Here is a 17,489-nt window from a genome sequence, read left to right on the forward strand (position 1 = left end):
TGGAATTTTAAAACAGCCGCCGCTGGGCCGCCTGTTTCCCGGCTGCGCTCAGGACGGCCTGCGCTGTCGGGTGGTCCGGGCAGGCTGTGGCAAGCTCGACGGCGACGGCCTTGAGCAAACGCAGAAGCTCAACGACGTCTCCGACACCGCAGCCGGCGTCTGTCTGGCGCCAGAGCCGCGCAAGGTTTTCGAGCTTCATCAACGCACCCCCCTTCCTACTGCGACTTCCAGCGTCACGGTCCTCCTGACCGTGACCGGCACCCCGTCGATCAGGAAGGTGACGCTCGTGACCTCGCGTTTGTAGAGGCGCAGGAGCACGTCGTCTATGCCCTTGCCCAGGTTCTGGGGCCAGGAGAGGGACCGCGCCCGGAAGCCGCACTTTTTGAGTTCCTGGATAAAGTCCTGAAGGGCTCTCCGCACGTTCTGGTTCGTGAACTGGTCGGCGTCGAACGCCACCAGTACGTCGGAGGCGCCCAGGAGCTTTAAAAGCTCCGGCACCTCTTTGGTGGCGTGGACGCCGCCGGTCCCTATGAAGGGGGCGCCTCCGGACAGGAAGTGCGCCACGTCGGCCTTCAGGGGACCTTCCGTCACATATACTGGCCCTCTTCCCCCCGTGTAGTGGGGCGGAGAGCCAGAGGAGGAGCCTTTGGGGCGGCCCTCAGAGGAGAACCAGATGTAGCCGCCCGAGTCCAACCGGACCTTGAGAGCCTGGATCCTCCCCCAGGGGTCCCGGACGGGGACGAAATAACCTTTCGGGCTCAAGAAGTCCCAGTAGGAGCCTTTCTTCCCCTCCCTTAGATAGAAGCCCGGCACGCCTTCCAGGGAGCCGCACCGCTGAATAAGAAAGCGCGCGGCCTTCCAGCGAAGGGGAGGATCCTGGGGGACACTCCTGTAGCCGCGCTTGAATATGGTGCTCTCGTCCAGACCCCGCCGGAGCAGGTCGCTTTTGTGCTCCGCGTCCAGGTTCAGGACGCTTAAAAAAGTCCTGTAAACCCGGTCGCGGTGCTCTACGGGGGCCATAAGGTTTGGGGAGCGTTGCGGGGGGCGGAAGGGCTCGTCCTCCGCACCCAGTTCGCTTCGGGCGGCTCTCGGGTCAACTTTTCTCAACTCCGCGTAGAGGGTGAGGAGGTTGCCCTTCCATCCGCACTTGTGGCAGTAGCAGGTGGTGGTCCTGGCGTTGATGTAGAAGTGGCCCTCGTTCGGGCGCGAGTCGTCGTCGCACCCAAAGGGGCAACGGAAGATCGTCTCGTCGCCGGGGCCGTTCTTCACGAACCTGAGCCCCAGTTTTTGGGCGATCGTCATCGCGTCAGGCGCCGCAGTAGCCAACGTCCGCCACCCCCTTCACGCGGGCCACGTCCGGGATCTCAAGGTGCCGGTTGTAAGGCCAGTCCACGAGCAGGACGGGGATGCCCGCCTGGACGTACAGCTTCGCGGCTTCCGGGTCGTCCTCCAGCGCCAGGGACGCGCCGACGGCCTTTGCCGCCCGGAGCTTGTCCTCCGGCCCCTGGCAGAAAAACACGGGCGCGAAGGGAAAGCCGTGGAGCTCGAGCCACCTCTTGGTGACGAACTCGGCCTCCCGCGGGCGGCAGGTGACGTAGACCAGGCCGCCGAGCTTGTCGGCCAGGCTGCGGAGACAGTGCGCGGCTCCCGGGAACGGTCTGGCCTCCAGGAAGCAGCGCAGACCCTCCCCGGAGCGAAAGAACTTTTCGGGAATGGGCGCGGGGTACACGTCCAGGGTGATGTCCGCATAATTCTTCAGGTAGCCGTTGACGTCGCAGATGGTGTTGCAAATATCAACGACAATCATCCTTAAACCTCCTTTAGAAATAGTGAGCGCGGGTGTTTCGAGACATCCGCGCTCTCTTTGGAATTTTGGGAAATAGATAGTTTTCAGATCTGCAATAAACTAATACCTTCACTTGGCTTAAGTACATAGCAGAGCGAAGGAAGGAAGAAAAACGCCATTCTGGCCAATATGACCGGCTTTTTGTTGACGAACCCTCCAGGTTTCGCGGCGATCATCCGTTTCAACGGGCGATCGGCCGTTCTACGGGAGAGATCTTGAAAGTTTACTACTCCCGTGACCAACCCTACCAGTAGGCTTGACGAGAGAAGCACGCGCTTTTGCTCGTTACCGACGACTTCTACCAACTCTGTCGCTTTGACGATCTGATCCCAGCAAAGATCCTGGAGAACTGCTGCCAGGTGAGGTTGCGCTGCAATTATCTGTTCAATCGCTTTGCTGACAGCTAATAAATTCCCGAGTTTAAGTACCAGGTCGGAAGGGTCAGTGGTTTCGTAAAACAATGCAAGACTCGTCTGGCATTTTTGAATAAGTACCGGTTCTTTTATCCACTCTTCAGGGAAAGGTCTATTTGCACTTTCAATGAAAGACAAGTAGCTTCTGCTTGCCCCAAGTAAACGCGCAAATTCTGGTGATGACAAACCGGAAAACCTTCTTGCTAGTGCTATGGATTGTGCAGGGTGAAGAATAGCCGGCCAGAAAATACGGCACAATGTGAGTTCCTTGAATATAGTTTCTCTCAGTGTCTTACAACGCATGTTAATCCCCCTTTTTAGAGTTAAAAGTAGTGAGCGCGGATGTTTGAAACACCCGCGCTCTCTTCGGAAAAGAGAAGCGGCCTGCTTGTAAGAGGCCGCTTCTGAAAGGTTTTTGGTCTTACTGTATGCCGGGTTTACGGCCGATGGTGGGCTTCGTCCCTCTCGCCGGGCAGTCCCAGGCTCGCCAGGAAGACGTCGCCGCGCTTAACTTCCATCCCGCAGCACCACCTCGGCCTGCGCCGGGAGGAAGAGGTCGGCGTCTGTCTTATGGGACTCCGCCAGCGCAAGGTAGCCCTCTTTGAGCCGCTCCTCGATCCGGTCATAGGCCGCGTCCTCCGGATTGTCCCAGTCTGAAAAGGCCGGCTCGGACAGCTTCAGCCACCCGAGCAGTTCGATCCGGTCGGCCATCGCGTACTTACTGCTCCTTCCGAACGTTTTCTTTGCTCTCTTTGGAAGTAACAAGCGGCATGAGCCTGCTCTTGGAAATCAGAAGCGGTCTGGTCTTAGAAAGACCGCTTCTGATAGTTTTGAGACCCTGATTAACTTATCTCCTGCGGTAGATTTCCCTGCGGTGCTTGATTTCGGCGATGTGGACTTCCCTTGCTTTGAACTGATACCGGAAAGTTACCCGCCAGTCGCCTACCCGCAGCCTGTATCTCCCCTTAAAACCCTCCAGCTTGACGATATCGCCCCGAGGAGGGAAGGTGCGCAGGCCGCTTTCGATTGCTTCTTTGATCCGCAACTGCGCGTCTCGCTCGAGACGCTTCAGTTGCCTGATGGCCCTGGGAGAAAAGACAATCTCAAATTCCGAGCTCTTTCCAGACATCTTCGGCCTTCACGCCCTTACCCGCATCGATTTCGGCTAACGCTTCCTCAATTTCCGCGGCTTCTTCCGGCGTGACCCGCTCGGTTGGCCAGGCCATTGATTCTACAATAACCCGCAGAGCATCTACCTGCTCGTCGGTCAGCCGGTCGATAAGAGCTTTCACGTATTCGCGTGCCAAGGCCATTGCAATCACCCCAAGGCCATTATAACCTTTTGTCAGCATATTTGCCACTCCCCTTTCAAGCTCAAAAACCCAGATACTTTTTAAGAACCGCAAACTCACCCGGGGGCACGGCGTGCCATGTCTCGATTGTTAACACTGCTGATTCGTCGGGTGCCCAGTACTCCCTGGCTTTCTTTTCGCAGCGAGTGCCGTCGAAGAAGAAGCCCCGGAAATACCGGTGAACGGCGTCCTCGGGAGTTTCTCTGGGCTTAAGTTCCACGGCGGCGTGCCCGATCGCCTCGTCGAGCCCGAACCGGAGGGTGTAGGTGACGAAGAGCCCTCCGACGGACGCATTCCTCTCTTGAGTGACCTGCGGGAGCACGTCGTCGTCCCAGTTCCAGTCGTCCGACTGGACGGTGACTACGCGCTCCCGGTAGCCGCACCCCAAGGCAATCGCCACGTCCTGGGCGATTTCCTCGCAGCACGGCCCCGCCTCATACGGGCTGTCCGTGGCGATGAACCGCCCGTTGACGACCACCGCCCACCCGAGGTCGTCGGCCTCGGGATTTTTGGGCCGGACCCGGATATAGACTACTTTAGGCACCGCGGTTATCGTCACAACGTCTGCCCCCTCCCCGGAGTTATCCCCATCCTCTAGGAGGAAGAGGGACACCTCCTCTCCTGGGCGAAGGGTTGTGTCTTCTAGTTCCTCTGGCAGATCCGGGTTTGTAACCCGGATCCGGAGGTCAAAACCGGTTTCGTTCTTTAAAATCATTCTTGCGGCGCGCGCAGGCCCCCGACGGCCCACGGCGCCAATCCCTCCTTTCAAGAGATTGGTTTTGCAGGCCGGTCGGGCGGCCCTTCTCGCTCTTTACTCCTCTTCTAGATCTTCCGGGAGCAGCCGGCTACCACAGGCCCGGCAGTAGTAGGCCCGTATGGTGTCTTCCGTGGACTCGACGTCGACAACCTCCACCGGGTCCAACTTGTCGTCCAAGATCTGCACCACAACACAGTGGGTGCGCTCCAGGACGAAGCCTGCCGACTGACCGCATTTAGGACAATGCATCTTTTGATCCCCCCTTGGTTGCCGGCAACGCTTTCACCAGTTCGCTTTCCCGGACGAAAAACTCCAGGCCGTAGCCCAACCTCAACTGGCACAGAAGCTTGGCGTCGAACCAGTGCTCGTCCTCGCCGTCCGTGGCGACCACGATCCGATCCCCCAGGTAGCGCTTGGCAATGACGAGGAACGCGGTCACCGCCAGGTCGTAGGGCCGGAACGCAGTCTTGCAGAACTGGAAGTAGAGGCCGCGCTTGTCGGGCTCCTCCCACTCCCGCGGTCCATAGACGCGCGGGAAATAGAACGTCTCGTAGGAGCAATCGCCCGGGCAGGCCCTCGTGGCCACCAGGTGCCCGGCGAACCAGGTTCCCGCCACAGGGTTTCCGGCAAAAACGCCGCCCGCGCCCGAAGCAGGCCAGGGGATGACCAGTTCGTAGTCCGCCGGGTGCCCGCAGTTTATAGCCCCGTTGAAAGCGACAACATCCCGGTCGATCACCGGCTCTCCCTCTCCCAGCGGGCCGGCGAGCTTCACACCAGCCTGCTCGAGCGCGGGGAGGAGTTTTCCGAAGTCGGCAACGATCTTCTTAAACGTTTCTTTGGGAATAAGCTTTGGTCGCCGCCAGTAATGCGTGTAACCCATACTCACGCCTCCTTTGGTAAAATCAGCTCCAATCCCTCCAGGTTTTCCATCCCACCGCCGCGTCGATGACGGCGGTGAGGGTAAGCAGACTGGAGGCGATGAGGGCGGTCTTTTGGAGGTAGGTGCCGGCGGCAGCTTTATAAAACGCCGTCGCCAGGACCGCCCACATTACCCCCACCTTCGTCCACCACAAAGGGGCATCAAAGTAGGGGACGACTTTGGATTCGGGCGGCACGTCCAACACCCATAACCACCGCTCCACGGCCGTGGTGAGGACGTGGACAAACACCTACCCCAAACAAGCTGTAGAGACGCAGATAATAAACATCTTCTCGGACAGCAACCAGCGTCACCTCCTTTTAGACCGCGTACCTGAACCCGTGCTGGACGGCCTGATCAACCGCCTCGTCGCTGAAGCAGAAGTCAATCATCCGCTCCAGCTCCGCCAGCGCGGCGTTGACCGCCTCGGCTGGCGGGTCCTCCTGAAGGAGCTTCCGGAGCCTCGCCTCGATCCGCCGGCGGGCGGAGATGAGGAACAGCTCCTTCTCTCCGGTGCAATAGAGCATTTTGTCGCCTCCTTTTTGAGAATTAGAGAGCGGGCCTCTGTAAAGCCCGCTCTCTCCGGAGTCATTGTTTGCGAAAGAAAAGAGCCTCGGCGTTGATCTCTTTCTCGAGCAGACAACCGGTGTCGAAGCCGAGGTCGTTTAGGAACTTGATCATCTTTTTCGGGTTCCGCATCAAGCGGAGGCGGTTTTCCAAGGCGCCATAGGCGTTTCTTGTCTCCTCCAGTTTGCGGTTCCACTCCGCGCGAATCTCCTGAACCGCCTCCAAACCGGGCACCTTTGCGCCGTACAGCGCGGCGTCGAACAAGAGCTTCTCGATGTCGGCAACCGCGTCGTCCTGGGGAATAATAGAGCGATACAGGTGCGCGTACTCGAGCCACGGGCTTTCCGGTTTTTCAACCAGCGCTCTGAGGCACCCGGCCAGGTCGTTCAGGCACTCCTGGATCTTCTTCAGGGTTTCGGAGAACCCGCCTTCGGCCAGCGCCGCTTTGAACGCAGTGAAGGCTTTCTCGGCGTACACCGAGTCAATGGAATCCAAAGCCTCGCGGCGGGCCTTTCTAATAAAAGCCAGCACGTCTGCTTTTGTCGGAACTTTTTCGATTGCCATAATAACCCTCCCTTTAAAATTGCTTGAGATTAAGATTGCTTGAAACTGCGCGCTCCGCCCGCAGGAGATACAGGTAGTCCGAAACGTCCTGCCGGGTCCAGAGCCGGAAAGGTCCGTCGAGCTTCTTTTCGAGCCGCTCCTTGATGGCGCGGAGCTCGTCCGGAAGCTCCCGGGGCTTCAGGCTTTGGGACATAAGTTCACCTCCTTTTGATTAGAAATAAAAACCCCCTGCGCGAAGACAGAGGGGTTGCTCCTTTTGGAATGGTTCGCGATTCCTTCGCGGGCGCTTGAGCACCCGCAGTAGATAACTGAGGCCGGCGCTCGGGCACCGGCAGGTGGTTAATGAAAACTCCTGGTTTCACCTTTCGGGGATGGGGTTCCCCGCGGCTGGCCTGATCATCTCAGGACACCCGCAGGGAGCCCGAAGGCTCTCTGCGAAGGCTTTGGTCTATCTCCGACGTAGCAGCCAGAGCCGCAGGGCGCCGGGCAAGGTCTGTTTTTGCTTTAAGACATACTGCAGCACCTCCCGGAGGCTCTCCGCGTACCCCAGTTGCGCCGCCCAGCGGTCTGCGGCTATCTCCTTGCGAAGAAGGAACAGCCGGGTAAACTGGAAGCGTCGCAGTAAGGGTGTCAACCACATCGCTTTTTTGTCACAGTGGCCGAGCGCGACATGGCCCAACTCGTGGGCCAGTGTTGCTTCGACAAGTTCCGGCTTCCACCACAGGGTGGCTGTCGGAACGATAACAATATAGCGTGCGTCGGTGAAGTCTTTGACTCTTTTAGGGATAACCGGATCGTCCCGGTGCGCCACGGTAGCGCCTGCCCTGTCGCAAGGGAACAGGATCAGCGCTATATTTCCGTCCGGGCACCCGCTGCGCGAGAACAGGTTCTCGGCGCAGCGGCACGCTTTGTCGCGCAGATGCTGAGGCACGCCGAGAAAAAAGATGATTTGGTAGGAGGGCATGGGGTTTACCTCCTTCCCGCACATTAACTGCCGTCCTTTCTTCGCGGAGGTTGGCCTAGGGCCTTTTTGATCTCGTCCTCCGTTAGCTTCTCGCCCGCGGCACACCGGCGCAGTAGTTCGTCGAGCACTATGATTTCGGGACAAACCAGCACCGCGAGGCGCGTCCACGCTTCGGCTGAGATCATGAATGCGTTGTACGAAGTTACGTAAGGCACCGAAGAAGCGACCGCGAATCTGATCGCTTCCTCGCAGGCGGCCAACCGTTGGCGAAGTTGCTCCGCTTCTGACAGCCTGCTTCCACACTTGGGGCAAACAAGCACAGGAAGTCACCGTCCCTTCTTCGCGGAGACGCACTTGAGCTGCCGCGTCTCCGCCAGGTCCGCCCCCAGGCTGCGGCACTTCTCCTCGTCCCAGCCGAGCTTTTTCAACCCGGTGGATGTGAGGGAAAGCACCGTGAGGGGGTCGATGCCTTCTTTCTGCATCTGGGCGACGGCCTGGGAAAGCGCCTCCTGCGGCCATTTCCAGTAGCGGGAGGGGGAGAGTTTGAACTCTTTGTCGTCGACGACCACCGGGCCGTTCTTGTCAATATAGGCCCGGAGGGCTTCCTTCAGGATGTCTAAAGCCCCTTCCAGCCGCAGGATCTCGCGGGCGACGGTCTCGGCTTCCTTAAACGCGGTCAGCTCGCCCGGGACGGTTATCTCCTCCTTGGTGCAGTGGGAAACCCAGCCGCAGTGCTTGCAGTGCGGGCCGGGCCTGGCGGGGAAGAGCTTTCCGGGGTCGCCGCCGTTCTGGACTTTGTAGAGCCGCTCCCGCACGTCTGTTGCGATTTCGAGCGCCCAGGCGCGGGCTTCCTCGATGCCGTTGGCCGGGGTGTATATGTGTTCAAAGACGTTGCCCGACCGGAGGAAAACCAGGTGGCCCTTCACGGGCAGGCTCGTCTCCCGGTGGAGCTTCCAGGCGTACAGGCCCAACTGGTACTTGTCCGCAGGGCTGTATTCCTTGAACCCCGATTTCCAGTCCACCAGGAGGACTTCGCCCCCGTTGGGGACCCACAGGTCTATGAACCCCTGGAGCTCCGGGGAGAACGGGTCGTCCGGATCCAGCGGCGCCTGGAAGTGCTCCTCGATGTGGGCGCCCGGTAGGAAGAAACCGAGCACTTCGGGGCGGTAGGTGAGCCGGAGGAGTTCCCCGGGGTCGACCTCGCAGGCTGCGCCTACGGCGGAGCAAAGAGACTGAAAGAATTCGAGGTCCCTGCGGTTTTCCCGGACCGCCTGGGCGATGACCGCGTGCGCAGCTTTACCGATGGTCTGGGCCTCTGTTGCGGGTTCCGGAAGCTCAAGAACGTACTTCCGGTAGCCCGCGGCGGGGCAGGTGGCAAATTTCTCTAACCTGGAAGGCGAAAAGACCTGCATTAAGATCACTCCTTTGCCAGTTTTTCGATCTCCCGGAAGCAGGCGGCGCACGCCTCCGCGCCCGCGCTCCGGTGCCGACCTTTTTGCTTCTGTATAAATGCGGGTAGGCCCTGCTCCCGAAGAGCGCGGCAGCACGCCCTGGCTTCCGCTTCAGAAAGGTTGTGGTCGACGATGCAGATTGCGTCTTCCCTTGCATCGGTGAACAGAAGCACCTTGAACATATAATCAAACCTCCTTATTTCCCCGCCGCACTTTCTGGCGGACAAGCTCCAAATTCTTTAGCGTCTCGAACACCGCGAGGACGTCGGGGTGCGTCCCGTGCGGCCATTCTCCTTCTTCCCGCAACAGGTCCGCCGCTATCGACGGAAATTCCGGCGACTGCCGGTAGGCTGCGGCTGCGGAACTGAGAAAGAGATAGTGCCGCAGGGTGTCCACGACGGTTTCGACCAGGCAATCCGTTTCCGAATCGCCTGTCTTCAGCGCGCGGAGCCGGTTCTCCAGGCGTTCAAGCGCTTGCTCAGAAGCGATAAACGCCTCAACAAACATTGCGCTCACTCCTTTTTTTTGAATGATTCGGGGGAGCTTTCAGGCTCCCCCGGTTATCACTTGCTTCAAAACCCGGCCCAGGATCACCGGCAGGTGGCCGACGTCCTGGACGAAGACGAATCGGTTGTAGATGGTCCGGGCCTTTTGAATGTGGTGCTCGTGCCCGAAGTACAACCCAACGACGCCGACGCCTCTTCTTTCCAGCTCCCGCACGGCCCTTGCGGCGTCGGCTACGGGGACGGAAGAAGCATTTATGTTGTAGCGCCGTTCAAAGTCGTTTGGGAGGCCGTCGGAAAGGACGATGAGAACCTTCCGAGGCTCCGGGCGGAGCTCCAGTTCCCTGGAAACAACTCGGATTGCGAAGCCGTCCCGGTTGGCATTATTGGGCCACAAGGAAGGGATCTTCGACCCGTCGCGCTCGTCCCACCTGACGGCCCGGTAGAGCCGGGTGTTCGGGTGGCACGAGTTGAATCCAACGACTGCGTGGGGTACGTTCAATGTGACGCAGGCCTCGTGCAGGACAGCGGCCGCTTCCTTTGCCAGCACGATCTTGACCTTTTCGGAGGTTCCTTGAGACGTCTTCTGGTAACCGCTCATCGAGTCCGAGCAGTCCACCAATAGATAAACCGCTACCGCGGGAACGTCTCCGGGTGTCTCCCGCCTGGAGAAGACCCTCGGATCGGGAACCCGGAGCTTCCACAGGCTCCCCGCGTCCAGGCGGCCCTTCTTCAAGTTCCGCCTGGCAACGGTGGCCTTGAACTCCAGGGCCTTTCTGATCTCCTCCACCAGGCGCCGGATTGTGCCCTGCTGTCCTCGGACCAACTCTTGGTAGTCCTGCGGAGCGGGCGGCAACTCGTGCCACTCGAAGCGGCAGTCTCTGTGGAGGTCCTGCGAGACCTCCTCCCGCACCTCGTCCCAGTCCGGCTTCGGAGTGGCGCTTCGGGCGGCTTCCTTCTCCCGGCGCTCGGCGGCAGCGGCCAGGGCGGCAAGTTCCCTTTCCACCTCTTCCGCAAGGGCGGAAAGGTCGTGGTCTTCTTCTTCGTCGAAGGGTTCGGGTTCGTCGAAGGTTTCGGGAACCGTCGGATCTTCTTTGGCTTCGCCTTCTTTAAAGTCGCCAGGATTATCCTGTCCGCCGTCGTTCTGGTCGCCGGTATCCCGGCCGGGGCCATCGCCTTCTTCATCGCTGTCTTGATCGTTGGGGGCATCGTCTTCAGTGGCCCGGCCGTCAGAGGCAGAAGATTCGCCGTCACCGGTTTCGCCGTCATCGCCGTCTCCGGTCTCGCCGTCTTCACTGCTTTCTTCGTTGGCATCGGCACCAGTGCCGGTTTCGCCGGAGCCACCGCCTTCGCCGTCGGCTTCTTCAGAGTTTTCTTCGCCGCCAGGGCCGGGATTGCTTTGTTCTTTGGGCTTGGATTCGGCTTCGCCGGACTCTTCGCTGTGGTCTTCTCCAAAGGAACCATTCCCGTCTTCTTCAGAGGTTTCGGGTTCGTTTTCGGAGCCTTCCCTGGAGTCGTCGCGGGAGCCGTCCGAAGCCTCCTTCGGCAAGCGATTCTTCTCCGCGGACTCGCCCGAGTTGTTGGTATCTTCCCGCTCGCCTTCACCGTCTGTTTGGTCGCCAGCCTTATCTTCTCGGGGCTCTTTAAGAGAACTGTCGTTCTCCTGCTGCTTTTTCCGCTTTACCGATATCCTCCTGGGGTCCAGGGGGCCCTGCGGGGCCTCCCGCGGGCTGTCCGTCCCTGTCTCGGGAACGGGAGGCAGGTTCGGAGGCGGGAAGGCGTCCTTGACCAGCGCGTGGATCTTCTCTGCGCGCTCAAGGACTTCCCACGTGCTCCCGGCCAGGCGGGCCTCGTCCACGATGGGCTTGCACTTGTCAATGAGGCCCTTTATCTCCCGGTCAAGAGCGTCGGGGACCTTCCCTGCCATCGCATAGGCGCAAAGGCCGCCGATGAAGGCGGTCGCACCCTCTCCCCAGTCCTTGCGGTTCCACACGACATAATTGTTCAGGTCGCGGAACCAGCGCAAGGTCCCGGGAACGGCGTTGGCCATCGCCCGTTCAACGCGAGCGTCCTCCAGCACGTTGACAATATGCTGGAGAAGGAGGCCTCCCCTTGACCGCGCAACCTCCATTACCCCCCGAGCGGTGAAGAGAATGTGCGCGCTTTCGTGGGCGCACAAAGTCCTGAGAGCTGCCGCGCACTTCCCCGGAGGGGCGGGCACGCCGGAAACGATTTCGCCTTTTTCAAGGCAGTCCTTGATCTCGATCTCACTGAGGTTGGTGCGGCTCACCGACCCGAACCTGACCACAAGATCGTTCTTTTCGGTAAACGCGCGCGCCAGCGATTGGAGACGCTCGCGCCACAGCTCTTTCAGTAAGGCAGACACAATCTCACCCCCTATGCCACGTAGGCGTCCACGATGTCCTTCACCTGGTCCCGGGCGTACTGGTCGCCCAGGCCCTCGGTGAGCACGGACATGGCCGCTTCCTTTAAGGTGCCGCAGCCGTCCTGGACCTCGCGGATTGCCCGCATGAGCGCCCGGATGGAGAGAACCCTTTCGGGCAGGTCGCCGTTCTCCACACGGCCCGCCAGCTTGTGGAACAGGGCGGCGAGTTTTTCGGCGACATCGGCGTCGCAGCCGGTTTCCCGGACCAGGAGATCCTTCAGCAACTCTTCGGGCAGGTGGGGGACCTGGACGCTTCTGAAGCGGTCCTGGAAGGCCTCGTTTAACTCCTTGGTCCCGGCGTAGCCGTAGTTCATGCAGCCGACCAGCCGGAACGAGGGGTGGGCCTTCACGGCACCCACGCCGGGGACGGAGAGAACCTTCTGCCAGTCCAGGAGGCCGTGGAGAAGGCTGGTAACCTCGGGGACGAGCATGTTTACCTCATCCACGACGACCATCTCCCCGGCCTGAACGGCACTGAGCAAGAGCCCCGGCTCGAAAGCGACCTTCAACGTGGCCCCCTTTAGTTTCGGGAGCACGTCGCTCATGTCGATCCCCGCCTGCCGCGCGGCGACTTTGAGCTTCGCCTCCGCCACCGGGTCCACGCCTTCGACGGGCTCGAGCGTCTTGCCGCCCAGAAGCCACTCGGCGTTGACGTCGATGCCGCCGAAGATCTTGACCACGGGAAGATGCAGGATCGCCGCCAGGGTCTCCGCCAGGGTGGACTTGCCGGAACCTTTGGGGCCGATTAATAAAGGGGCCTCCCACGCCTCACCGCTCTCTCCGTAGAGGAGCGCGGCGACGGCGCGGACAAGCTCCCCGTCGGCGGGCAGGTAGCGGGGGGTTGGGACCCTCTGTTTTTGGTCGGGCATGAGGCGGGCCTTCTGGGCTTCACGGAACCGCAGCACCTTCTCCAGTAGCCTGGCGGGGAGCTTGTACTCCTTCAGCCAGGCGTCCTCGTTCGGGAGGTCAATCTCCGGTTCTTCTACTGTAGGAGGCGTTTCCGGCGCTTCGGATACAACTGCTCCGTTGATCGGGATGAGCTGAAAATCTCCCGGGCGGCCCAGGTAGTTCATGGTGACGTCCTGCCAGGTGACGTAGGGTCTCTCCGGGATCTTCTGCTCGGGGTGGCAGGTGACGTCGGTCGGAACCGGCCAGCCCCAGAGCACGGCAGCCATCCCCAGGTGCCAGCAGGGCTGGCGCTTTTCGCACGCGGGGCAGGTGTGCCACACAATCCTGTCTTTGTGGGCTAATAAAGTGTGGCGCTGGCCGCTGCGAGAGTGGGAGATGTATTCGACGGCGATTTTGTCGCCGTGTCTGGCGATGCCGAGAACCAGGTGTTTGTTCTCCTCGTACTTATTAACGTTGCCACGCTGGACTTTCATTTTTCGATCCCTCCTTACTTTTCGGGGCGGATGTCATGGGGGTTTTGGGTATACGCCTGAAGCAGTGGGCAGCCGTTGCACGAAGGCATAGTGCAGCCGATGCAGCCTGGCTGCACCTTCTCTACCGGGCCGAACATGACGTCCAGCCCGCCGCGGACGAGGATGAACTCACCACTGCGCGGGTGCTTAACGACCACAGCCCAGTCGTCGCGCTCGGGGTGCTTCAAAAATACCTTGAAGCGCGGCGATTTAATTTGCTGGAACCCTTGCTCCTTCAATTCATCCAGGTAGGGCTGAAGTTCCCGGAAGCGGTGTCGAGAAATTTTTTTGACTCCGAGGTAAACATCCACTTTCGATTCCTCCTTTAGAAAAACTGAGGAGCAGGCTGTAAAAACCTGCCCCTTTTGGACTTCCCGGCCGACCGGGTTTAATTGATGCCTATTAACCGACTCTTAAAAAGCGAGCAAACATCGTGTTGGCGTATAATAACGCAGTTGTTGGTTATAAGCCCACTACCGTTTCCTTCCGGGTAGGATCTTAAGTCTGCCCACCCGGAGTATATTTGCTCCGGTTTCTTTTCAAGATCCAAAAATTTTTCAAAAGAGTTTAGCGACCAGTATGCACAGGCTACGTAGGGTAGTCCTTTCTGGGCTTTACGAACGTTGATGCAGTTGATGCAACATCTTTCCATAAAAACCACTCCTATTTAAACCTTCTAACCATTGCGATGGCAAACTTCGGAATTGGAATAACGGCTTCGGTGCAAGCAGAACGGACGACCTGGTTGATTTGCAGAACGCCGCCTTCAACGACGTACAAAACAGGGTCTATGGTATAAAGAACAGCATGGAAGAAAAGGCGACGGGTTATGACTTCTTGAGCCACCTCGTTGTCTACCCAGTCAAGAAAAATGCCCTTGCTGTGGTCGGAATAGAAATCTTCCAAGAGGACTTTTAAAAGTCCTCTGGCAGCGGCAGGCGAAGCCACACCTCCCATACAGAAAAACCCGGTGACGTTAACTGCGAAGATTTCGAACGGGGTACACGGGTAGAACGGAAGATTATGGCTCACAAGCTCCCGCGTTCCTGTAAAAGCAGGGTCAAAACGAGGACAGCGACACGCTTCTTCCGCCTGGCCTTGAAGGCTCAGAAAGCGTTGCTGGCTTTCATACCATCCTAAAGCCGTCTCGCGGGCAAACCGCCAGGCAGGACACTCTGGATCGGAGAATTCAACCAACTTCCTATCCTGTTCCGCAAGAAGTCGAGATTGAATTTCGGGGAAGCCCGCAGGGAAGATACCTACCCCGGCGAGTTTTTCGAGTAAAGCCGCAGAAGGAGGCGTCTCGCCCCGAAGTACCCGCGCAAGATTAGAGTGATCCACGCCCATCATGCGCGCCGCAGCGCGAATGGAACGAAAACGCGAGAGAACGAGTTTTTTCATCTCTGCTGCAGCAGCAGCATCCCACATAGCGCATCCTCCTTTTTGAAAATCAAAGGGGCAGGCTGTGTTTGCAACCTGCCCCTTTTGGACTAATCTAGGAGTTTTATGCAGCGCTTGTGTCCGCGCAGACCTCCCGGACCTGGTAGATATCCTCTCCGTTGGCCGCCTTCTCGCCCGTAGGGCTGGCGATCAGCGTCACCGTCTGGCCCTCGTTCAGGCCCAGCAGCGCGTCGCCGGTGAGGATCACTTGTACGTTGTAACCGTCAGCTTCGGCGTGGCCTTCGACTTCAGCTCTGCACCAGACGACTTCCTCGGCGGCCCCGTTTTTAGACCGTACGGTCTTTTTCGGGGCAGTCCGGATAACGGCCGCGATGGCCTGGTTGTCCTGGGTTTCGGCCTGAGCCTGGGCGCCAACGGGCTTGATCTCCCCGACCTTGACCCGGTTCTTCGCCCGCTGGCCCTTCACCCGGTAGACGGCCTCAGTTAGATCCTTCACCAGGTCGCCGACCAGAGTGATCGCCTCATCACCCAGGGCTGCCTTCACTTCCCATCCCTTTTCCCCCAGGATGGGAGTGCCGATGACGGTCACCTGGCCCTCGAAGGGCTGGAGATTGGCCTGCGACTTTTTGGCCTTCTCTTTACCCGCTTCAGCCTGCTTGATAGTTTTCTGGTTCCCGGTTGCCTGCGGCCCTTCGGTTTTTTGCTCGGTTGCCTGCACGGCTTCAGGTTGTGCTCCTGCGGGTTCCTGCGAAGTAACAGGAGCGCTCTCGGGCTCCGGAGGGTAGGCGTGCAGCACGGACTCCGAATCCGCCTGCTGCATCTCGTCGTCCGTATAGATGCCGCTCAGCTCCGCCGGGAAGGCTTTGCGCAGGGCCAGCGCTTCGGCGCATTTGGCCAGCTGGTTCCGGGGCATCTTCCGCCACATATGGAGCGGCTGCCCTTTGGAATCGGTCTGGACGTACTCGTCAAAATACGCCGTCGCCGATACCTCGAACCAGCGGTCGCCCACGCGCTTCATCACGTAGGCCGTCGCAGCGAAGATTTTACCGTCCCGCTCCACAATCTCCGGGGCCCTCCCGGGCGCGTAGCATCCGGTCCGGTCCGCCACGGCCCGAAACCCGTCGATCCCGGTTTGCACCGACCACGTGACTTCCCACTGGCCGGTCTCTTTGTTCCATTTGCGCCGTTCAAGTAGGTGGATCTGGTTGGTGAGCGGATCCAAGCCCGCCCTCTTGGCTTGGTAGACGAACAGCCGGAGCTGGGCTTCCGGAGCCGTGGGGTACAGCTTCTTGAGCAGGTCTACCTGCTCCGGAGTGAGACCGAACCACAGGTCGGTCTTTTCGGTCGCTTTGGTCATACGATTACCCCCTTGTGTGTTTACAGAATTGCGCCCTCTCCGCAACGGAATTTGTGGTTTTTCCATTGCACAAGATACGCCTTTTGTCCATCGATTTCCGATTCGCCAATGATTTGTACATGCCGAATATTCCAGTTTTTCACGGTTTTAAACCAGCGGACAGCGCTTTCGGTTAGCTTTGCGCGTCTCGATTTTTGCACTTGAAACCAGCTCCTTTTCAAAAACCCCAGGGAGCGGGTTGCCTCTCGAAAGCCTTCGGCTTCGGATGCTTCGCCGCTCCCTGAGCGATTTCGTTTCAGCGCACGCGCGTGCGCTTTAGAACGGCAGGTCGTCAGGATCCATCTCCACCGGTTCGCCGAAGAACTCCACGGGCGGCTCCGGCAGCGGGGCGTCTTCGACCTGCTTTCTTCCTGTGGGAAGGAAGGTGATGCGCCGGACGATCACCCGGGCGGCCTTACGGCGGATCCCCTGGGAATCGTCGTAGGAGTCGATCTGGAGGCGGCCTTCGACGGCAATGAGGTCGCCCTTCTTCTTGAACTTGCAGAGGTTCTCCGCTTGATTCCTCCAGGCAACGCAGTCGATGAAGTCGGTCTGGTCGTTACCGCGATCAACCGCGACGGTGAACTTGCAGACGGAGACTTCCCCGTTCTGGGCGCTCACCTTCTGGAGCTCGGGGTCGGCCGTGAGGCGGCCGATGAGGATGACAACGTTAAGCATTTTCAGCAACCTCCCTTGAAAATTTTGAGATTCTGACTTTAAGAACCTTGACTGTTCCGCGCTTGAGGGAACCGGGAGTTTTCGTCGCCGGCTGCTCCGCCGCGATGATCCGGTCAATCTCCCGAAGCTCCTGCGGAGAAAGCACCGGCAGCCTGTCAAACCTGGCCATAAGTTCTTCAACGTGCTTCTGTGCTCCGGCCAACTCCCGGGGAAGCCAGTCTTGCTTCCTGAAGAGGGCCGTGGGACGGTGGTTGGTGAGGGCCAGTTTGAAGAGTTGGTACACCAGGTAGGTCATGTAGTGATACCGGTAAGCCAGGTTCTTGAGAAGCCCTACGGCGTAAGGATCGACCGCCAACAGGCGGGCGTAGGCCTTGGGGCCAAGAAATTCTTTCACAAGTTCCTGGCAGTAACCCTCTTGAGCCATCATGCCGCCACCTCCTGGGCCTGGGAGACCTTGTAAACGACGCACAGCGCCTCCCCGGGCTTCGGTCGCCACAGGCGCGCGTCGATTCCCTGAGCCCGGAGCTCCGCGCAGCGCTCGACGGCCCAGGCGTCGGCCTGTGAAACGTGGTCCTGGGGGACAATTTCTTCTTTGAGATCCTGGAGGATCTGGTGGTAGCTCTTGAAGGGGATAAACATTTAAACCTCTCCTTTCGCCCCGGCACCGCGCTGCCGGGGAAATTTTTGGATTTCTCCCGGCGCGGCGGGGCTTGAAAGGGTTGCGCGTTTGTGGTAAACTGAAACCAGAACGCTCCCTGATGGGAGCGGGCGGGTTTTTGGGTCTGAGAAGTTTTGGGTTTGCGTTAGGTTT

27 protein-coding genes are annotated in these 17,489 nt (G+C 59.4%); all 27 read right to left on the minus strand.

Translation table 11 applies throughout. The features are described from left to right. Positions 1 to 7: 7 nt before the first annotated feature. The gene (locus tag EDD75_RS01480; protein ID WP_123926991.1) at positions 8 to 199 is read right to left on the minus strand and encodes a hypothetical protein; all 192 of its coding nucleotides are present in this window, start codon (positions 197 to 199) and stop codon (positions 8 to 10) included. Next, the gene (locus EDD75_RS01485) at positions 199 to 1,326 is read right to left on the minus strand and encodes a DUF3854 domain-containing protein (RefSeq protein ID WP_123926993.1); all 1,128 of its coding nucleotides are present in this window, start codon (positions 1,324 to 1,326) and stop codon (positions 199 to 201) included. The genes EDD75_RS01480 and EDD75_RS01485 overlap by 1 nt, the downstream gene beginning before the upstream one ends. Then, on the minus strand, positions 1,307 to 1,807 hold the full coding sequence (locus EDD75_RS01490; RefSeq protein WP_123926995.1) for a 5' nucleotidase, NT5C type: 501 nt from the start codon (positions 1,805 to 1,807) through the stop codon (positions 1,307 to 1,309). The genes EDD75_RS01485 and EDD75_RS01490 overlap by 20 nt, the downstream gene beginning before the upstream one ends. 83 nt (positions 1,808 to 1,890) lie before the next feature. Then, a complete protein-coding gene (locus tag EDD75_RS01495) occupies positions 1,891 to 2,562 on the minus strand; it encodes a helix-turn-helix domain-containing protein (protein WP_123926997.1) in 672 nt (223 codons plus the stop codon). A 204-nt stretch (positions 2,563 to 2,766) separates the two neighbouring features. Then, the gene (locus EDD75_RS01500; RefSeq protein WP_123926999.1) at positions 2,767 to 2,970 is read right to left on the minus strand and encodes a hypothetical protein; all 204 of its coding nucleotides are present in this window, start codon (positions 2,968 to 2,970) and stop codon (positions 2,767 to 2,769) included. Between the two features lie 136 nt (positions 2,971 to 3,106). After that, complete coding sequence (locus EDD75_RS01505; RefSeq protein WP_123927001.1) at positions 3,107 to 3,388, minus strand: type II toxin-antitoxin system RelE family toxin; 282 nt, start codon at positions 3,386 to 3,388, stop codon at positions 3,107 to 3,109. Further along, positions 3,363 to 3,611, minus strand: a complete 249-nt coding sequence (locus tag EDD75_RS01510) for a hypothetical protein (RefSeq protein WP_123927003.1) — start codon at positions 3,609 to 3,611, stop codon at positions 3,363 to 3,365. Before EDD75_RS01510 ends, EDD75_RS01505 begins: the two co-directional genes overlap by 26 nt. A 22-nt stretch (positions 3,612 to 3,633) precedes the next feature. Continuing rightward, positions 3,634 to 4,359 carry a hypothetical protein gene (locus tag EDD75_RS01515; protein ID WP_123927005.1) on the minus strand — a complete coding sequence of 242 codons (726 nt, stop codon included), beginning with the start codon at positions 4,357 to 4,359 and terminating at the stop codon, positions 3,634 to 3,636. A gap of 63 nt (positions 4,360 to 4,422) precedes the next feature. Then, positions 4,423 to 4,617: a hypothetical protein gene (locus EDD75_RS01520; RefSeq protein ID WP_123927007.1), complete on the minus strand. Its 195-nt coding sequence runs from the start codon at positions 4,615 to 4,617 to the stop codon at positions 4,423 to 4,425. Beyond that, a complete protein-coding gene (locus EDD75_RS01525) occupies positions 4,604 to 5,248 on the minus strand; it encodes a hypothetical protein (RefSeq protein ID WP_123927011.1) in 645 nt (214 codons plus the stop codon). The genes EDD75_RS01520 and EDD75_RS01525 overlap by 14 nt, the downstream gene beginning before the upstream one ends. A gap of 22 nt (positions 5,249 to 5,270) precedes the next feature. Beyond that, positions 5,271 to 5,537, minus strand: coding sequence for a hypothetical protein (locus tag EDD75_RS01530; RefSeq protein WP_123927014.1), 267 nt, complete (start codon positions 5,535 to 5,537; stop codon positions 5,271 to 5,273). Between the two features lie 70 nt (positions 5,538 to 5,607). Next, the gene (locus tag EDD75_RS01535) at positions 5,608 to 5,814 is read right to left on the minus strand and encodes a hypothetical protein (protein WP_123927017.1); all 207 of its coding nucleotides are present in this window, start codon (positions 5,812 to 5,814) and stop codon (positions 5,608 to 5,610) included. A 61-nt stretch (positions 5,815 to 5,875) separates the two neighbouring features. Then, a complete protein-coding gene (locus tag EDD75_RS01540; protein WP_123927020.1) occupies positions 5,876 to 6,418 on the minus strand; it encodes a hypothetical protein in 543 nt (180 codons plus the stop codon). 13 nt (positions 6,419 to 6,431) lie between these two features. After that, positions 6,432 to 6,611 carry a hypothetical protein gene (locus EDD75_RS01545; protein WP_123927023.1) on the minus strand — a complete coding sequence of 60 codons (180 nt, stop codon included), beginning with the start codon at positions 6,609 to 6,611 and terminating at the stop codon, positions 6,432 to 6,434. Positions 6,612 to 6,866: 255 nt separating this feature from the next. Then, entirely contained in the window at positions 6,867 to 7,382 is a 516-nt protein-coding gene (locus EDD75_RS01550; RefSeq protein ID WP_123927026.1) for a M48 family metalloprotease, read from the minus strand. A gap of 23 nt (positions 7,383 to 7,405) precedes the next feature. Further along, positions 7,406 to 7,702: a hypothetical protein gene (locus EDD75_RS01555; RefSeq protein ID WP_123927030.1), complete on the minus strand. Its 297-nt coding sequence runs from the start codon at positions 7,700 to 7,702 to the stop codon at positions 7,406 to 7,408. A 6-nt stretch (positions 7,703 to 7,708) separates the two neighbouring features. Continuing rightward, positions 7,709 to 8,794: a RecB family exonuclease gene (locus EDD75_RS01560; protein ID WP_123927032.1), complete on the minus strand. Its 1,086-nt coding sequence runs from the start codon at positions 8,792 to 8,794 to the stop codon at positions 7,709 to 7,711. A gap of 5 nt (positions 8,795 to 8,799) precedes the next feature. Beyond that, a complete protein-coding gene (locus EDD75_RS01565; protein WP_123927034.1) occupies positions 8,800 to 9,015 on the minus strand; it encodes a hypothetical protein in 216 nt (71 codons plus the stop codon). Positions 9,016 to 9,019: 4 nt separating this feature from the next. After that, on the minus strand, positions 9,020 to 9,340 hold the full coding sequence (locus EDD75_RS01570) for a hypothetical protein (RefSeq protein WP_123927037.1): 321 nt from the start codon (positions 9,338 to 9,340) through the stop codon (positions 9,020 to 9,022). 39 nt (positions 9,341 to 9,379) lie between these two features. Beyond that, complete coding sequence (locus tag EDD75_RS01575) at positions 9,380 to 11,722, minus strand: hypothetical protein (RefSeq protein WP_123927041.1); 2,343 nt, start codon at positions 11,720 to 11,722, stop codon at positions 9,380 to 9,382. A gap of 11 nt (positions 11,723 to 11,733) precedes the next feature. Next, positions 11,734 to 13,164 (minus strand): AAA family ATPase, encoded by a 1,431-nt coding sequence (locus EDD75_RS01580; protein WP_123927044.1) that lies wholly within the window; start codon positions 13,162 to 13,164, stop codon positions 11,734 to 11,736. 14 nt (positions 13,165 to 13,178) lie between these two features. After that, positions 13,179 to 13,514 carry a hypothetical protein gene (locus tag EDD75_RS01585; protein ID WP_123927047.1) on the minus strand — a complete coding sequence of 112 codons (336 nt, stop codon included), beginning with the start codon at positions 13,512 to 13,514 and terminating at the stop codon, positions 13,179 to 13,181. A 352-nt stretch (positions 13,515 to 13,866) separates the two neighbouring features. Further along, positions 13,867 to 14,631: a helix-turn-helix domain-containing protein gene (locus EDD75_RS01590; RefSeq protein ID WP_123927050.1), complete on the minus strand. Its 765-nt coding sequence runs from the start codon at positions 14,629 to 14,631 to the stop codon at positions 13,867 to 13,869. Positions 14,632 to 14,707: 76 nt separating this feature from the next. Then, entirely contained in the window at positions 14,708 to 15,961 is a 1,254-nt protein-coding gene (bet, locus tag EDD75_RS01595) for a phage recombination protein Bet (RefSeq protein ID WP_170157654.1), read from the minus strand. A gap of 315 nt (positions 15,962 to 16,276) precedes the next feature. Then, positions 16,277 to 16,678, minus strand: coding sequence for a single-stranded DNA-binding protein (locus tag EDD75_RS01600; RefSeq protein ID WP_123927055.1), 402 nt, complete (start codon positions 16,676 to 16,678; stop codon positions 16,277 to 16,279). Then, positions 16,671 to 17,105, minus strand: coding sequence for a hypothetical protein (locus EDD75_RS01605; RefSeq protein WP_123927057.1), 435 nt, complete (start codon positions 17,103 to 17,105; stop codon positions 16,671 to 16,673). Before EDD75_RS01605 ends, EDD75_RS01600 begins: the two co-directional genes overlap by 8 nt. Then, complete coding sequence (locus EDD75_RS01610; protein WP_123927060.1) at positions 17,102 to 17,317, minus strand: hypothetical protein; 216 nt, start codon at positions 17,315 to 17,317, stop codon at positions 17,102 to 17,104. Before EDD75_RS01610 ends, EDD75_RS01605 begins: the two co-directional genes overlap by 4 nt. Between the last annotated feature and the right edge of the window lie 172 nt (positions 17,318 to 17,489).

Source organism: Thermodesulfitimonas autotrophica, assembly GCF_003815015.1.
Taxonomy (GTDB): Bacteria; Bacillota; Desulfotomaculia; order Desulfotomaculales; family Ammonificaceae; genus Thermodesulfitimonas; species Thermodesulfitimonas autotrophica.

Excerpts from the sequence above, each read along its gene's own strand:
- EDD75_RS01480 (WP_123926991.1), bottom strand. The coding sequence starts at position 199 with ATGAAGCTCGAAAACCTTGCGCGGCTCTGGCGCCAGACAGACGCCGGC.
- EDD75_RS01550 (WP_123927026.1), bottom strand. The coding sequence starts at position 7,382 with ATGCCCTCCTACCAAATCATCTTTTTTCTCGGCGTGCCTCAGCATCTG.
- EDD75_RS01525 (WP_123927011.1), bottom strand. The coding sequence starts at position 5,248 with ATGGGTTACACGCATTACTGGCGGCGACCAAAGCTTATTCCCAAAGAA.
- EDD75_RS01505 (WP_123927001.1), bottom strand. The coding sequence starts at position 3,388 with ATGTCTGGAAAGAGCTCGGAATTTGAGATTGTCTTTTCTCCCAGGGCC.
- EDD75_RS01605 (WP_123927057.1), bottom strand. The coding sequence starts at position 17,105 with ATGATGGCTCAAGAGGGTTACTGCCAGGAACTTGTGAAAGAATTTCTT.
- EDD75_RS01580 (WP_123927044.1), bottom strand. The coding sequence starts at position 13,164 with ATGAAAGTCCAGCGTGGCAACGTTAATAAGTACGAGGAGAACAAACAC.
- EDD75_RS01510 (WP_123927003.1), bottom strand. The coding sequence starts at position 3,611 with ATGCTGACAAAAGGTTATAATGGCCTTGGGGTGATTGCAATGGCCTTG.
- EDD75_RS01535 (WP_123927017.1), bottom strand. The coding sequence starts at position 5,814 with ATGCTCTATTGCACCGGAGAGAAGGAGCTGTTCCTCATCTCCGCCCGC.
- EDD75_RS01490 (WP_123926995.1), bottom strand. The coding sequence starts at position 1,807 with ATGATTGTCGTTGATATTTGCAACACCATCTGCGACGTCAACGGCTAC.
- EDD75_RS01520 (WP_123927007.1), bottom strand. The coding sequence starts at position 4,617 with ATGCATTGTCCTAAATGCGGTCAGTCGGCAGGCTTCGTCCTGGAGCGC.
- EDD75_RS01590 (WP_123927050.1), bottom strand. The coding sequence starts at position 14,631 with ATGTGGGATGCTGCTGCTGCAGCAGAGATGAAAAAACTCGTTCTCTCG.
- EDD75_RS01495 (WP_123926997.1), bottom strand. The coding sequence starts at position 2,562 with ATGCGTTGTAAGACACTGAGAGAAACTATATTCAAGGAACTCACATTG.
- EDD75_RS01540 (WP_123927020.1), bottom strand. The coding sequence starts at position 6,418 with ATGGCAATCGAAAAAGTTCCGACAAAAGCAGACGTGCTGGCTTTTATT.
- EDD75_RS01570 (WP_123927037.1), bottom strand. The coding sequence starts at position 9,340 with ATGTTTGTTGAGGCGTTTATCGCTTCTGAGCAAGCGCTTGAACGCCTG.
- EDD75_RS01560 (WP_123927032.1), bottom strand. The coding sequence starts at position 8,794 with ATGCAGGTCTTTTCGCCTTCCAGGTTAGAGAAATTTGCCACCTGCCCC.
- EDD75_RS01545 (WP_123927023.1), bottom strand. The coding sequence starts at position 6,611 with ATGTCCCAAAGCCTGAAGCCCCGGGAGCTTCCGGACGAGCTCCGCGCC.
- EDD75_RS01600 (WP_123927055.1), bottom strand. The coding sequence starts at position 16,678 with ATGCTTAACGTTGTCATCCTCATCGGCCGCCTCACGGCCGACCCCGAG.
- EDD75_RS01565 (WP_123927034.1), bottom strand. The coding sequence starts at position 9,015 with ATGTTCAAGGTGCTTCTGTTCACCGATGCAAGGGAAGACGCAATCTGC.
- bet (WP_170157654.1), bottom strand. The coding sequence starts at position 15,961 with ATGACCAAAGCGACCGAAAAGACCGACCTGTGGTTCGGTCTCACTCCG.
- EDD75_RS01500 (WP_123926999.1), bottom strand. The coding sequence starts at position 2,970 with ATGGCCGACCGGATCGAACTGCTCGGGTGGCTGAAGCTGTCCGAGCCG.
- EDD75_RS01610 (WP_123927060.1), bottom strand. The coding sequence starts at position 17,317 with ATGTTTATCCCCTTCAAGAGCTACCACCAGATCCTCCAGGATCTCAAA.